The sequence below is a fragment of the Cohnella laeviribosi DSM 21336 genome, assembly GCF_000378425.1.
GTDB classification, from domain to species: Bacteria; Bacillota; Bacilli; order Paenibacillales; family Paenibacillaceae; genus Cohnella; species Cohnella laeviribosi.
The window spans coordinates 118,666-132,711 of record NZ_KB899808.1; the positions used below are offsets into that span (position 1 = coordinate 118,666).

Annotated in this window: 17 protein-coding genes; all 17 read left to right on the top strand. The window is 58.6% G+C overall.

All coding sequences use genetic code 11. The annotated features are described in order from the left end of the window. Nucleotides 1-19: 19 nt before the first annotated feature. The 17 genes from hslU to F560_RS0100680 all read left to right on the top strand — a co-directional run bounded on the left by hslU (nt 20) and on the right by F560_RS0100680 (nt 14,014). On the top strand, nt 20-1,414 hold the full coding sequence (hslU, locus tag F560_RS0100600; RefSeq protein ID WP_026298017.1) for an ATP-dependent protease ATPase subunit HslU: 1,395 nt from the start codon (nt 20-22) through the stop codon (nt 1,412-1,414). Nucleotides 1,415-1,450: 36 nt separating this feature from the next. Then, a complete protein-coding gene (gene codY, locus F560_RS0100605) occupies nt 1,451-2,218 on the top strand; it encodes a GTP-sensing pleiotropic transcriptional regulator CodY (protein WP_019003751.1) in 768 nt (255 codons plus the stop codon). A 243-nt stretch (nt 2,219-2,461) separates the two neighbouring features. Next, entirely contained in the window at nt 2,462-2,881 is a 420-nt protein-coding gene (gene flgB / locus F560_RS0100610; RefSeq protein ID WP_019003752.1) for a flagellar basal body rod protein FlgB, read from the top strand. A gap of 29 nt (nt 2,882-2,910) precedes the next feature. After that, complete coding sequence (gene flgC / locus F560_RS0100615) at nt 2,911-3,357, top strand: flagellar basal body rod protein FlgC (RefSeq protein ID WP_019003753.1); 447 nt, start codon at nt 2,911-2,913, stop codon at nt 3,355-3,357. Nucleotides 3,358-3,407: 50 nt separating this feature from the next. Further along, the gene (gene fliE, locus F560_RS0100620) at nt 3,408-3,713 is read left to right on the top strand and encodes a flagellar hook-basal body complex protein FliE (RefSeq protein ID WP_019003754.1); all 306 of its coding nucleotides are present in this window, start codon (nt 3,408-3,410) and stop codon (nt 3,711-3,713) included. Between the two features lie 44 nt (nt 3,714-3,757). Beyond that, nucleotides 3,758-5,329: a flagellar basal-body MS-ring/collar protein FliF gene (gene fliF / locus F560_RS0100625; RefSeq protein WP_019003755.1), complete on the top strand. Its 1,572-nt coding sequence runs from the start codon at nt 3,758-3,760 to the stop codon at nt 5,327-5,329. A gap of 11 nt (nt 5,330-5,340) precedes the next feature. Beyond that, nucleotides 5,341-6,357, top strand: a complete 1,017-nt coding sequence (gene fliG / locus F560_RS0100630) for a flagellar motor switch protein FliG (protein WP_019003756.1) — start codon at nt 5,341-5,343, stop codon at nt 6,355-6,357. Next, the gene (gene fliH / locus F560_RS0100635; protein WP_019003757.1) at nt 6,350-7,192 is read left to right on the top strand and encodes a flagellar assembly protein FliH; all 843 of its coding nucleotides are present in this window, start codon (nt 6,350-6,352) and stop codon (nt 7,190-7,192) included. The genes fliG and fliH overlap by 8 nt, the downstream gene beginning before the upstream one ends. Beyond that, nucleotides 7,176-8,498: a flagellar protein export ATPase FliI gene (gene fliI / locus F560_RS0100640; protein ID WP_019003758.1), complete on the top strand. Its 1,323-nt coding sequence runs from the start codon at nt 7,176-7,178 to the stop codon at nt 8,496-8,498. Before fliH ends, fliI begins: the two co-directional genes overlap by 17 nt. 11 nt (nt 8,499-8,509) lie before the next feature. Next, nucleotides 8,510-8,956, top strand: a complete 447-nt coding sequence (fliJ, locus tag F560_RS0100645) for a flagellar export protein FliJ (RefSeq protein ID WP_026298018.1) — start codon at nt 8,510-8,512, stop codon at nt 8,954-8,956. Between the two features lie 46 nt (nt 8,957-9,002). Next, nucleotides 9,003-9,917 (top strand): MotE family protein, encoded by a 915-nt coding sequence (locus F560_RS0100650; RefSeq protein ID WP_019003760.1) that lies wholly within the window; start codon nt 9,003-9,005, stop codon nt 9,915-9,917. A gap of 61 nt (nt 9,918-9,978) precedes the next feature. Further along, nucleotides 9,979-11,421: a flagellar hook-length control protein FliK gene (locus F560_RS0100655; protein ID WP_019003761.1), complete on the top strand. Its 1,443-nt coding sequence runs from the start codon at nt 9,979-9,981 to the stop codon at nt 11,419-11,421. Nucleotides 11,422-11,445: 24 nt separating this feature from the next. Beyond that, nucleotides 11,446-11,934, top strand: a complete 489-nt coding sequence (locus F560_RS0100660) for a flagellar hook capping FlgD N-terminal domain-containing protein (protein WP_019003762.1) — start codon at nt 11,446-11,448, stop codon at nt 11,932-11,934. Further along, complete coding sequence (locus F560_RS0100665) at nt 11,931-12,332, top strand: TIGR02530 family flagellar biosynthesis protein (RefSeq protein ID WP_019003763.1); 402 nt, start codon at nt 11,931-11,933, stop codon at nt 12,330-12,332. The genes F560_RS0100660 and F560_RS0100665 overlap by 4 nt, the downstream gene beginning before the upstream one ends. A gap of 90 nt (nt 12,333-12,422) precedes the next feature. Then, nucleotides 12,423-13,244 carry a flagellar basal body rod protein FlgG gene (flgG, locus tag F560_RS0100670; RefSeq protein ID WP_019003764.1) on the top strand — a complete coding sequence of 274 codons (822 nt, stop codon included), beginning with the start codon at nt 12,423-12,425 and terminating at the stop codon, nt 13,242-13,244. Between the two features lie 54 nt (nt 13,245-13,298). Next, nucleotides 13,299-13,535: a flagellar FlbD family protein gene (locus F560_RS0100675; RefSeq protein WP_019003765.1), complete on the top strand. Its 237-nt coding sequence runs from the start codon at nt 13,299-13,301 to the stop codon at nt 13,533-13,535. Continuing rightward, nucleotides 13,532-14,014 carry a flagellar basal body-associated FliL family protein gene (locus tag F560_RS0100680; protein ID WP_019003766.1) on the top strand — a complete coding sequence of 161 codons (483 nt, stop codon included), beginning with the start codon at nt 13,532-13,534 and terminating at the stop codon, nt 14,012-14,014. Before F560_RS0100675 ends, F560_RS0100680 begins: the two co-directional genes overlap by 4 nt. Nucleotides 14,015-14,046 lie beyond the last annotated feature (32 nt).

A 14,046-nucleotide genomic window follows, 5' to 3' on the forward strand; every position in this document is an offset into this window, starting at 1 on the left:
CGAAAGCGAGGGCATCCGGATGAATGGTCAATTGACGCCCCGCCAAATCGTGGCGGAGCTTGACAAATACATCGTCGGGCAGAAGCAGGCGAAACGTTCCGTCGCGGTGGCGCTTCGCAACCGTTACCGCCGAAGCAAGCTTCCCGAATCGCTGCGCGACGAGATCGTGCCGAAGAACATCCTGATGATCGGCCCGACGGGCGTAGGCAAGACGGAAATCGCGCGCAGGCTGGCCAAACTCGTGCAGGCGCCGTTCGTCAAAGTCGAGGCGACGAAGTTCACGGAGGTCGGCTACGTCGGCCGCGACGTCGAATCGATGGTGCGCGATCTGGTGGAAACGGCGATCCGCATGGTCAAGGAAGAGCGGATGGAGAAGGTGAAGGACAAAGCGGAACAGGCCGCGAACGAACGGCTGGTGTCCTTGCTGGTGCCTTCGAACGCAAAGCCGAAGACGCAGCGCAACCCGTTCGAGATGCTGTTCGGCGGCGGAGCCTCGAACCCGCAGGAAGAGGCCGAGCCGCACGATCCGACGCTGGCGTCCAGGAGAGCCGAAGCGAGGGCGAAGCTTAAGTCCGGGGAGCTGGAAAACGAGCTGGTGGAAATCGAAGTGGAGGATTCGACGCCGTCGATGCTGGACCTGTTCGCCGGAACCGGCCAGGATCAGATCGGCCAAAACATGCAGGAGATGTTCAGCCAGTTCCTGCCGAAGCGCCGCAAAAAGCGCAAGCTGACGGTCAAGGAAGCGCGCAAGGTGCTGATCGTGGAGGAAGCGAACAAGCTGATCGACATGGACGATGTGATCGCCGAATCCGTCGCCAGGGCGGAGCAGTCCGGCATCATCTTCATCGACGAGATCGACAAAATCGCCAGCAACGGGCGCGGGCAAGGGCCCGACGTGTCGCGCGAAGGGGTTCAAAGGGATATTCTGCCGATCGTCGAAGGATCGACCGTCATGACCAAATACGGCCCCGTGAAGACGGACTACATTTTGTTCGTGGCTGCGGGCGCGTTCCATATCTCCAAGCCGTCCGATCTCATTCCCGAGCTTCAAGGCCGTTTTCCGATCCGCGTCGAGCTGTCCAGCCTCACCGACGAGGATTTCGTCCGCATTTTGACCGAACCGGAGAATGCGTTGACGAAGCAGTATGCCGCGCTGCTTGAGACCGAAGGGATCAAGATTAACTTTACGCCGGAGGCGATCGCGGAACTGGCGCGGATGGCGCAGGAAGTTAACCGGAACACGGAGAACATCGGCGCCAGACGGCTGCATACGCTGCTCGAAAAGCTGCTGGAGGATTTGTCGTTCGAAGCTCCCGAGCTGTCGCTCGAGGAATTCTCGATTACACCGGAATATGTCAGAGAAAAACTGTCAACGATTGCAAGCAACAGGGATTTAAGTCAATATATTCTATAATGCGTTGCTTGTCGTAATGTAGGAGGAAACAGAATCATGACGTTGCTCGGAAAGACCCGCACGCTCAACACGCTGCTGCAGAAGGCGGCGGGCAAACCGCTTAATTTCCGCGAGATGGCGGAGGTGCTAGGAGAGACGCTGCAAGGCGGCGTGTTCGTCGTCAGCAGGCGGGGGAAAATCCTGGGGTCCTCCACGTCTCCGGATTTTCCGGATATTTGGCTGAAGCAGGAGGATTCGGACGAGCTGCGGTTTCCGAATGAGACGAACGAACGATTTTTGCGGATCGTCGAGACCGAATCCAACGTGTCCCCCTCGGAAGTGCTCGTTCCCGTCGAAGCCGCCTTTGCCGGACAAATTGTGACTATTGTCCCAATTATCGGGGGCGGCGACCGCTTGGGCACCCTCGTTTTGGTCCGGGAAAACCGGCCGTTCGGCGACGACGACCTCATTTTGGCGGAATACGGATCGACAATTATCGGCATGGAGATCTTGCGCGAAAGGGCCGAGGAACGCGAGCTCGAAGCGCGCAGCAAAGCCGTCGTCACCATTGCGGTCAACTCGCTCTCGTTCAGCGAGCTGGAAGCCGTTGAGCATATTCTCGAAGAACTGGAAGGAAAAGAAGGTCTGCTCGTCGCCTCGAAAATCGCCGACCGGGCCGGCATTACGCGGTCTGTCATCGTCAACGCCTTGCGCAAGCTCGAAAGCGCCGGCGTCATCGACACGCGCTCGCTCGGCATGAAAGGGACCTATATCCGCATCCTCAATCCCCGTTTGCAGGAAGAGCTGCTTTCCCGTAAAATTTAATCCGTTTTTTCGAAAAAAAGCCCCGAATTTTGGAATTGGCCCAACCATTTTCCTGAGATTAGGGCTTTTTTCTTATTGTCACTTTCGGCTCTGTCGTAGATGATTGTTCTTAGAAATTTTTAATTTGTCATCTCTTGGCATTATTTAGGAGAGGGGCAGAATTAATTGTCGAAATAAGCAGGAAAATGTTAGTTGACGTGGAATGATTAAAGATGACAACCCAAGATGAAAGGTGGACGCATTATGGATTTGCTTGGTGGCGTTTCGTTTCAGCGGCTCGAAGGAGCCGTCAAGGCCGCTTCCCTTAGGCAGCAGGTACTGGCGAACAATATCGCCAATGTCGATACGCCCCATTTCAAAAGGTCCGACGTCGTATTCGAGGAACTGCTCGCGCGGGAGATGGGAACCAGTTCCTCTGCGGCTCAGGGCGTATCCGGCATTCGGACGGATCCGCGCCACATCCCGATCGGATCGTCCGGAACCGTTCCGTCCGCTCAGGTTGTCACGGATAACTCGACGGTTATCACGAACAGCCTGAACAACGTGGACATCGACAAGGAAATGGCCATGCTCGCGGAGAACCAGCTCCGCTACAATTTGTTCGTTCAGCAAATCAGCCACGAAATTTCCATGTACAGAACCGCGATCAAAGGGCAAGTTTGATTTCGTCCTGATTGAAGGAGGCATCGCGAATGAAACTAGCGGGATTCGACATTAGCGCGTCCGCCCTGACCGCGCAGCGGTTGAGGATGGACGTCATCTCGTCCAATATCGCCAATGCCGAGACGACGCGCGCTTCGTATGTCAATGGGGAATTCGTCCCATACCGGCGCAAAATGGTCGTTGTGGAACCCAGCCAGACCAGCTTCAGCGACCTGTTGAACGACAAGCTTGGCGCGCTGAGCAGCCAAGGGGTCAAGGTGACGGCGATCGTCGAGGATCAGACCCCGTTCAAGCAGGTGTACAATCCTTCGCATCCGGACGCCGACGCCGACGGCATGGTCAAAATGCCGAACGTCGACATCCTGAAGGAAATGGTCGACATGATTTCCGCTACCCGCTCTTACGAGGCGAACGTCACCGCGCTCAACGCTTCCAAGGCGATGTTCACCAAGTCGCTGGAAATCGGCCGCGCCTAGTTTTCCTGGCGGCTTAAGGGATATCATCCGGTAGATTGGAGGAATCATTGATGATTGAGAACCACTTGGTTTCATCCGTGGGACAGACGGTGTCCGGGATGGCCGCCGCAAGCAAAAAGACGACGCCGGCGGAGGCGACGGAGAGCTTCGCCTCTTTTTTGAAAACGGCTTTGGACAGCGTGGCCGCGCAGGAAAACAACGTACATAAGGTTAACGAAGCATTTATCATCGGCGAAGCGGATGTTAACGATGTGATGATCGCGGCGTCGAAAGCCTCGCTCAGTCTGGAACTGACCGCTCAAATCCGCAACAAAGTGATTGACGCCTACCAGGAAATCATGCGGATGTCGGTATAATCGCAGTCTTTCATCGCAGCAAAGCCAGCTAGTGAGGTGAAATCGTGAGCGAGAAGTTGGCCCGGCTCCGGGAAAGGTGGCTAGGCTTCTGGAACCAATACAGCAAGACGCAGAAATGGGTATTGGCTTCGACGGCAGCCCTGTTAGTCATTACCATCATCATTTTGACCTACGTTTTTACCAGGACTGAATACGAGCTTGCGTTTCAAAATTTGGACAGCACGGATGCGGCGGCCATTACCGAGTATCTGGATAGCAGCGGGATTCCGTACAAACTGGGCGACGGAGGGACAAGCATTTCCGTTCCGAGCGCCGACGCCGCCAAAGTCAAAATCGCCGTCGGCTCCCAAGGGCTTGTGCAGAACGGTTCGATGGGATTCGCCGAGATGAGCAAAACCTCCTCGATGATCGGCACGACCGATCAGGAATTTCAAGTCAAGTACCGCAACGCCTTAAACGGGGAAATTCAGCAGCTGCTTCTCGGCATGGAAGGCATCCAAAAGGCGAAGGTGCTGGTCAATCTCCCGCAGGAGAGCGTATTTCTGAACGATGAGGAGCGGGAACGCGCTACCGCATCAGTCATGCTTACGTTCAAACCGGGCTTTCGGCCTTCCCAGGAAGAGATCGACAGCTACTTCAATTTGGTCAAGACGGCGGTGCCGAACCTGAGCGTCGAGGATATCACGATTACGAGCCAAAATGCGCAGCTGACGCCTTCTTCGGCGATCGGCGGCACCGGCAGGCTCAACGGAACGGCGCTCGATCAGCAGTTCGAAATTCAGCGCAAGTTCGAAAACGGCATCAAAAACAACATCCAGCAATTCCTCGCCACGCTGGTGGGGACGGACAACATGGTCGTCAGCGTCGTCTCCTCGCTCAATTTCGACCAGAAGACGATGCAGGAGCAGCTGGTCAAGCCGCTGGACAACAACGACAACCGCGGCATCATCATCAGCGAATCGAGCACTTCCGAGACGTACCAGGGCACATCCGCCACGCCCGGCGGGGTGGCGGGAACCGGCGAGACCGACATTACGAACTATCCGTCGGGCGGCGCGTCCGGAGGCTCCACTTCGGAGAAAACGTCCACGACGACCAATTACGAGCCGAGCCGGGTGACGACGAACACGACGTTCGCGCCTTTTCAGGTGAAGGATTTGTCGGTCAGCGTCGCGCTCGATTCCTCGAAAGTGACGCCGCAGACGGTTCAGGCCATCCAGCAAAAGCTCATCAACGATGTGCGCACGCTTCTTGCGGACTCCGGACAGGATCTGTCCCCGGAAGCGATGGCCAACCGGGTATCCGTCATCTCGCAGACGTTCGACACGACCGCCGATCAATCGTCCGGCATTTCGCCTTCGACGTACTGGCTGGCGGGACTTGGCGTGCTGGCGCTCGCGCTGCTCGGCGGAGGCGGCTACTACATTTACCGCAGGCGCAAGGCCGCGCAGGAAGAAGAGGCGGCGCCGGAAGAGCTGCCGCGCGTGGAGCTTCCGACCATCGACATCGACAGCGTTTCGAACGAAAATCAGGTTCGCAAGCAGCTGGAAGGACTGGCCAAGCGCAAACCGGACGAATTCGTCAATCTGCTCCGGACTTGGCTTGTGGATGAATAGAGGTGGCAGTTATGGCTAAACCGGGTCAATATCAGTTAAGCGGACGACAGAAAGCGGCCATTCTGCTCATTACGCTCGGGCCGGAAGTGTCTGCTCAAGTATTCAAGCATTTGCGGGACGACGAAATCGAACAGCTGACGCTCGAGATTGCCAACGTCCGAAAAGTCGACGCCGCGGAGAAAGAGCAGATTTTGGCGGAATTCCATCAGATCTGCCTCGCCCAGGAATACATCTCCCAAGGCGGTATCGCATACGCGAAAGAAATCTTGGAAAAGGCTCTGGGCTCGCAGAAAGCGACGGATATTCTCAATCGCCTGACGGCCACGCTGCAGGTGCGGCCGTTTGACTTCGCGCGCAAAGCCGAGCCCACGCAAATTTTGAACTTCATCCAGAACGAAAATCCGCAAACGATCGCGCTCGTGCTTTCGTACTTGCAACCCGACCAGTCATCGGCCGTGCTCTCGTCGCTGCCGCAGGACAAGCAGGCGGACGTCGCAAGGCGGATCGCGCTTATGGACAGCACCTCGCCAGAAGTGATCGCGCAAGTCGAACGCGTGCTCGAGCAGAAGCTGTCCGCGACCGTTACGCAGGATTATACGAACGCCGGCGGAATCGAAGCGATCGTGCAGATTTTGAACGGCGTCGACCGGGGAACGGAGCGCACCATTTTGGATGCGCTGGAAATTCAGGACCCCGAGCTTGCCGAAGAGATCAAGAAGCGCATGTTCGTATTCGAAGACATCGTCAATCTGGACAACCGCTCGATCCAGCGCATCATTCGCGACATCGAGAACGCCGACCTGCAGCTTGCGCTCAAGGTGGCCAGCGAAGAAGTGCGCGAAGCGATTTTCCGCAACATGTCCAAGCGGATGGCGGAAACGTTCAAGGAAGAAATGGAATATATGGGCCCGGTCCGGCTGCGGGACGTCGAAGAGGCACAGACGCGCATCGTAGCGACGATTCGCAGACTCGAAGAAGCGGGCGAAATCATCATCGCCCGCGGCGGAGGCGACGATATCATTGTCTAATCTGATCAAGTCGACCCATGTCATTCCGTTGGAAGATTTGAAGCGGATCGAGCTGCTCCGCAAGGTGACAAAACCCCAAAATGTCTCCCATTCCGACAACGGCAACGAAGGAAATTCGGCGATTGATGTCGAAACACAGTCGTTGAAGGAACGAATCTTGCGGGATGCGGAGCAAACCGCCAACGAAATCATTCGCGAAGCCCGCGAGACGGCCGAACGGCTGCAGGCGGAAGCGCGCGAACAAGCGGAAGCCTGGTGGCGGCAGCGCCGTCAGGACGACGAGCAGGAGGTCGCGCGGGCCCGCGAGTCGGGTTACGAGGCCGGCTACCGCCAGGGCTTGGAAGATGCCGAGCGCGCCATGCGCGAGCAATGGGAGAGCCGGCTTCAGGAAGCCGGCAGCATCGTCCGCCAGGCGTACGCGGCCAAAGAGAGCATTATCGAAGGCGCTGAACGGTTTCTGGTCGAACTGAGCTGCAAAATTGCCGAAAAGGTATTGGCCAAACAGTTCGAACAGACGCCGGAGCTGACGATTGAACTGATCCGCAGAGCGCTGGCCCGGCGCAAGGAGCAGGGCGTGATTACGCTGTGCGTGGCGCCCGCGCAGTTCGCGTTTGTCCAAGCCTCGAAAGACGAGCTCGCGATGCTGGTCGATTCCCAGGCCGAGCTGCAGATCGTCCCGGACGCGTCGGTCGGCGAAGGCGGCTGCGTCATCCGTTCGCCGTTCGGCAGCATTGACGCCCGGATCGACACGCAGATGGCGGCCATTCGGCAAGAGCTGCTCAGGGTAGCCGCTCACGCCGCAGAAGAGAGGGACGCCGATGAGCAGGACGCTTGACGTTTCCAAGTACGCGGAGGCGCTGCAGCATCTGGATCCCGTGCGGGTGAACGGAAGGGTGGCCCAGATCATCGGTCTTACGGTCGAGTCGGAAGGTCCCGATGCCGGGATCGGCGATGTGTGCATGATTCATCCGCTAAAAGGCGGAGAGCCGATCCTGGCGGAAGTGGTCGGGTTTCGCGACAACCGCGTGCTGCTCATGCCGCTCGGCGAGCTGCATTCCATCGGCCCCGGCTGCGAAGTCGTGACGACGGGCAGGCCGCTGACGGTTCAGGTCGGCTCCGAGCTGCTGGGCAAGGTTCTGGACGGTCTCGGGCGGCCGCTCGACGGCAGCCGTCTTCCGAGCAGGCTGGCGCACTATTCGACCAACAACAGCCCCGGCAATCCGCTGCTGCGGCCGCGGGTTACCGAGCCCCTCGGCACCGGCGTCCGCTGCATCGACGGCCTGTTGACGGTCGGCCGGGGACAGCGGGTCGGGATTTTCGCCGGCTCCGGCGTAGGGAAAAGCACGCTGCTGGGCATGATCGCCCGCAACACGTCGGCGGACGTCAACGTCATCGCGCTCATCGGCGAGCGCGGCCGCGAGGTGCTCGAATTCATCGAGCGCGATCTCGGGCCGGAAGGGCTCGCCCGTTCGGTTGTCGTCGTGGCGACATCCGACCAGCCGGCGCTCATCCGGATCAAGGGAGCGCTCATTGCCACCACCATCGCGGAATATTTTCGGGATCGCGGCTTGAACGTCATGCTCATGATGGATTCCGTCACCCGCTACGCGATGGCGATGCGGGAAGTCGGGCTCGCCATCGGGGAGCCGCCCGCGACGAGGGGCTATACGCCCTCCGTTTTCGCTTCGCTGCCCAAGCTGCTGGAGAGGGCGGGCACCGGCCAGAACGGCTCCATCACGGCATTCTACACCGTTCTCGTCGACGGCGACGATATGAACGAACCGATCGCCGACGCGGTCCGCGGCATCCTGGACGGCCATATCGTGCTGAGCCGCCAGCTTGCGAACAAGGGACATTTTCCCGCGATCGACGTCCTGGCCAGCGTCAGCCGCGTGATGAAGGATATCGTGTCCGCCGAGCACCAGGACGCCGCCGAGCGGCTCAAACGTATGCTTTCTATATATAAGGATTCGGAAGACCTAATCAATATCGGGGCGTACCAACGGGGATCCAATCCGGAAATCGATAAATCGATCCAATTTATCGACGCGATTCATCAATTTACCCGGCAGAAGACGACCGAGAAGGTTACGTTGGAGGAAGTCCAGGAGCGGCTGATTATCGATTTCTATAAGAGATGAGGGAAGGCGGCGTGAAATTTCGGTATCCGTTGCAAAAGATCGTCGACTTGAAGGAAAGCGAGAAATCGATGGCGGAGTGGGAATACGCGGCGGCGATCGGATTCCTCCGCAAGGAAGAGGAACGGCTGGCTGCGCTCCGCAAGGAGAAGGAGGAAGCGGAGCAGAGATTGTTCGAGCAGACCCAGCGGCCGACGGCGTTGTCCGAGCTGCAGCGCTTGCAGCAGGTGATCGAATGGCTGGACGCGGGAATCCGCAAGCAAAGCGAAAGCGTCCGGGAGGCCGAACGAAAGATGATCCAGCGCCGCCAGAAGCTTACGGACAAAATGGTGGACGAGAAAGTATGGGTCAATGCGAGGGACAAGGCGCTGCAGCGCTTCCGGCATGAGGCTTTGAGACGCGAGCAGAACGAACTGGACGAAATGGCGATCATGCGGTCCGCCGCAGCCGCCCGCGGCTGAAGCGGCAGGGCTGAGGCAAGTCGAAGCTTGAAAGGAAGGGGCTTTCGTGTCGAATGCAGATGTGGAAAAAAGCGGATACTCCGGCTTCGAACGGTTCCTCTTTTTTCTGACCCCCATCATGTTTACGGCGGTATTGCTGGGCGTTTTGCTTCTGCTGTTCAACCAGAACTGGCGGCAGCACGCGCTGGAAATCGGTAACAAAATACCGCTTTTGAACGCGGTTCTGCCCGATCCGTCGGCAGCCGGCGGCGGGACGGAAGGGATCGATACCGACGAATTGACAGTAAAGAACGCAAAGGAGAAAGTTGATGAACTAAGGGCGCAGCTCGCTGAGCAGGAGGCGGCATTGCAAAAGGCGAACGCCGAGTCCGCCGCCCGGCAGAAGACGATTGACCAGCTCAAGAGCCAGATCGCCTCGCTGACCGAACAAAATAAAGAAAAAACCATATCGGCCGAGCAGTATACCGAGCGAATCCGATCGCTGGCGGAGATGTACGGCAAGATGACGCCGGGCAAAGCCGCTCCGATCCTGCAGAACATGACGGTCGAGGAAGCGGCGCTGGTGCTCGGGTCCATGAACGATTCGGCGCGGGGCCGCATTCTCGAAAAAATGTCGCCGCAGGTCGCGGCCGAGGTGACCGCCCGTCTGAAAGACGCCGAGTCCGTATCCGATCAGCAGATCGCGGCCTTGCAGTCCAGAATTCGCGAATTGGAGCAGCAGCTAAGGTCCGATACGTCGACGCTGGACACGGCCCAATTGAAGCAGACCTTTACGTCGATGGACGCCTCCAGCGCGGCGAAGCTGCTGCTGCAATTGGCGGCTTCCGAGCAGAGCAAGGCGCTTCGCATTCTCGGCTCCCTGGACGATTCGACGCGGTCCGGCGTCCTGGCGGCGATGTCCAAAGAGGACAGCAAGACGACGGCGCGCCTGGTCGCCAAGCTGATGCCGGCCAATCCTTAACCGGGCGCTTCAAGTTAGGCCACGACCCCTTCACTCTTCTTCGATGAAAGGAGGTGAAATAATGGCTATGAACGTTAGTGTATCCGCGCCTGCGGTTGGCACACCGGGCGCGTCGGCAAGCGGCGGCTTGCTCCAGGGAGGCGGCTTGCTCCAGGGAGGCGGCGTGTCCTCCGGCAAAGCGGCGGCGTCTTCCGGCGGATTCGCCGGGGTCCTCGTGGCGGCGATTGGCGGAGAGGCGGCGGCCGGAACGGGTTCCGGCGCTTTGACGGCGCCTTCAGCGGCTGCGCTATTGCCCGGGTTGCTGACGGAGCCGGCCGGGGAGGCGGAACAGGACGGGCAAATGGGCGACCGGTTGCTTGCGGCGCTGAACGAACTGCTTGGTCAATTGCGGCCGCTTGTCCAGGAAGACAAAACCGACGGCACGTCCGGGCAGCAGGGAGAACTTGCCGATCTGCTTGCGGTCATTCAGGCGCTGTTCCTGCAATTGCAGGCAAGCCGGAGCGCTGCCGCCGAACCGGGCGCTGCGGACGGCACGGCGCTTGCGCAAACGGGCGAAACGGCGTTGTCCAGTCTGCCCGCCGACATGCTCGCGAATCTGTTCAGGCAGACGAAGCAGCTTTCCGAAGCGCTGTCGCAGGGGAGCGTTCCGTCCGGTGACGCCTCCGCTTTGGCGGAAGGGCTGAAGATGGCTTCCGCTGCGCTTGCCGATAACGGCGAAGCGAGGGCGGCAGCTTCGGAAGGGCCGAAAGCAGGCGTTCAGACGGCAGCGGAGGGGCTTGCCGACATTCGGCAGCAGCCCGCAGGTCAGGAAACGGGACGCAAAGTCGCCGCTTTCCGCGAACCGATCCTCATGTGGAATTGGGCAGCCGAAGCGAACGACGCGAGGCCGGACGCAACCGGTCCGCAGGCGGACGGCATAAGCGAACGTCCGCAGCCGGAGGGCGGTCACGCACCGCTTGCCGTGCCGGCGATGAACGCTTCTGCGGTTCCATCTTTGGAAACGGCGGCCAGAACCGGCGTTCCGGCTCAGGTGCCCGTGCAACAGTTCTCCCGGGAAATCGGCGGTTTCCTTGTCAAGCAGTTCGTTCTGCATAACGGCAACGGACTGACGGAGGCGCGGATTTCGCTCCATCCCGAGCATTTGGGCCACGTGGATGTGCGCATCGTCATGCAGGAAGGCCAGATGACGGCCCAATTCGTCGCCCAGAACGGCACGGCGAAGGAATTGATCGAGAATCAGTTGAACACCCTTCGGGCGGCGCTTCAGAACCAGGGCATTCAGGTGGAGCGGATCGAAGTCGTCCAGCACTCCGAACTGCAGGATACCGCATCGTTTAGCGAACAGGAGCGGCGCCACTCCGGCTCGGGACGCGAAGAGCAGTATTCTTCCCGAACCGGCCGCGATTCTTCCATTGAGGAAATCGGGGATTTCGAAGACGAGCTTGCCCGCTCGAACGGCTTGAAGGAGATCGGCTACGGCAGCTCCTTGAATGTGAAAGCCTAAGCACAATCTAAGGAGGTGAAGCAAGTGGCATCCAGCAGCGTCAGCACGACGAACGTCTGGCCGTACTACTCCTCGCAAAATGTGCAAAAGGCGGCCGCCAGATCTCCATCGTCCGAATTGGGCAAGGATGATTTTCTGAAAATCCTGATTACGCAATTGTCCAATCAGGACCCGCTGCAGCCGATGGACAACACGCAGTTCATTTCGCAAATGGCTCAGTTCTCCTCGCTTGAGCAGATGATGAACGTATCCAAGCAGATGGAGGCGCTCCGTTATTCCCCGAGTTTGTCTTCCGGGGTGATCGGCATGCAGGTGGAATGGTATGCGACGAACAGCGACGGCTCGACCTCTCTCAAATCCGGAATCGTAGATTCGATCGTCATGAGAGACGGGGTGCCGTATGCCAAGATCGGTTCCGATGAAGTCAAGGTGGAGGAACTGACGTCGATCGCCTATCCGGGCAAGTCCGACGGCGGGAACGGCGCGGATGAGCCGGAGGTGACGGGGGCGTGAGCGACCGGTTGCTGGCAGCCCATTTGACGGCGGGCCCAGCCGGAGTGCCCAAGGGCTTACGGACCGTCGCGACGGCGGCAGACCGGGATTCGCTGGTTGCCCATACGCAAGCGGCCAGCTTTAAGGATTTGCTGGCAAAGGAAAGGCTGCGCTTCAGCCAGCACGCGGAACAGAGGCTTAGGCAGCGGGGAATCGTCCTGCAGCCGGATCAGCTGGACCGGATCGCAAACGCCGTCGACAGGGCCGCGACCAAGGGGGCGAAGGATTCGCTCGTGATCTTCCGGGACATCGCGATGATCGTCAACGTACCCAACCGAACGGTCGTCACCGCTTTGGACGGCTCGTCCGTGAAGGACCACGTCTTTACGCAAATCGACAGCGCGGTCGTTGTCGCTTAGTGCTCGCTAGCAGGGCTGGACCTTCGACAGGAGGCCCTTGACCGCCGAACGACGGAAGCGGTCAGTTACCAAACGGGAGGTAGAATAGTTATGATTCGCTCCATGTACTCCGGAGTTTCCGGGATGAGAGGCTTTCAAACGAAGCTGGATGTCATCGGCAACAATATCGCAAACGTGAACACGACGGGCTTCAAAGCCGGCCGGGTCATGTTCCAGGACATTTTGAGCCAAACCGTTGCCGGAGGCACTACGCCCGATCCGGGCGTAGTGGGCGGAGTGAATCCGCGTCAAATCGGCCTTGGCGTCACGGTTGCCGCCATCGATACCGTTCATACGCCAGGCAGCGCCCAGACGACGAACGTTCCCACCGATCTTCGGATTGACGGCGACGGATTTTTTGTCGTCAGCGCGGACGGCACCGACGCCACGGCATATCTGACGCGTGCCGGCAACTTCACGGTCGATGCTGAAGGCTATCTGGTAAATTCGGACGGCTTGTTCGTCATGAACGCCGGAGCCGGCGGGCCCATTTTTATTGATCCGGCCACTTACGTATCGTTCTCTATCGAAAAGGACGGTACCGTAATGGGGACGGATGTGGACGGCGTAACCGCCCCGATCGATCAGATCGGGGTCGCCAAGGTGAGAAATCCGAGCGGATTGGAGAAAGCCGGCGGCAGTCTGTACAAGCTAACGACATATGCGGATCCGGAAGATATCGCTACGATAACCACTTTTGCCGGGGATGCAGGAAGAGGAGATATCATCGCCGGCCAGCTTGAGATGTCCAACGTCGACTTGACCAACGAGTTTACGGAAATGATCGTTGCGCAGCGGGGCTTCCAGGCGAACTCTCGTATCATCACCACTTCCGACTCGATTCTGGAGGAAGTCGTGAACCTGAAACGGTAATAAGGCGTCGCCGGGGAGGACGTTCTCCTCCCCCGGCGATTCGGGAGGATCCCCATGATCGCAGTGACACGTTTAAACGGCACGCAATTTTACGTGAACGCCTTGCTGATCGAATCGATCGAACAGACGCCGGATACGCTCATTACGCTTACGACAGGAAAGAAATACATCGTGATGGAAAATTCTTCGGATGTGATCCGGTCCATCCGGCAATATTTGCGCAGTATCGGCGTGTTTGCCGCGGTCGCCGGGCATGCGGCAGGCACGCAAACGGAGGGAGCTACGTCATGAGAAAAATGTTGCCCTGGCTCGTTTCGCTATTGCTTGCGATTACGCTCATCGCCATTGTCGTGCTGTATTCTTGGAACACCTTGTTCGGAGGAACGGATTCCAGCGATCCCAAGGCGCAGGCGCAAGAGAGCGTAGCGAACGTACAAGCCGAGCCGATGTCCGCCGATGAGATCGTCAAGGTCACATCCGAATTGAACGATATTAAAACGAACATTGCGGATACCAGCTATGTGGTGTCCTTCAGCTTCTCTTTCCAGCTGGATTCGGAATCTTCGAAAGAAGAATTCGACAAAGTGAAAGAGACGAAGATCAAGGCGATCGTCAACCGGGCTTTATGGCAATTGAAGCCGGAGGAACTGAGCGGTACGGAAGGCAAGGACCGTCTGACCGCCAAGCTTCTTAACGATATCAATCCCGTTCTGACCAAGGGCAAGCTGACCAAAGTGGAGATTACGAATTTCATCATGACGCAAATCTGACGATCGCCCGGCGCTGAACTCTCCGGAAAGGG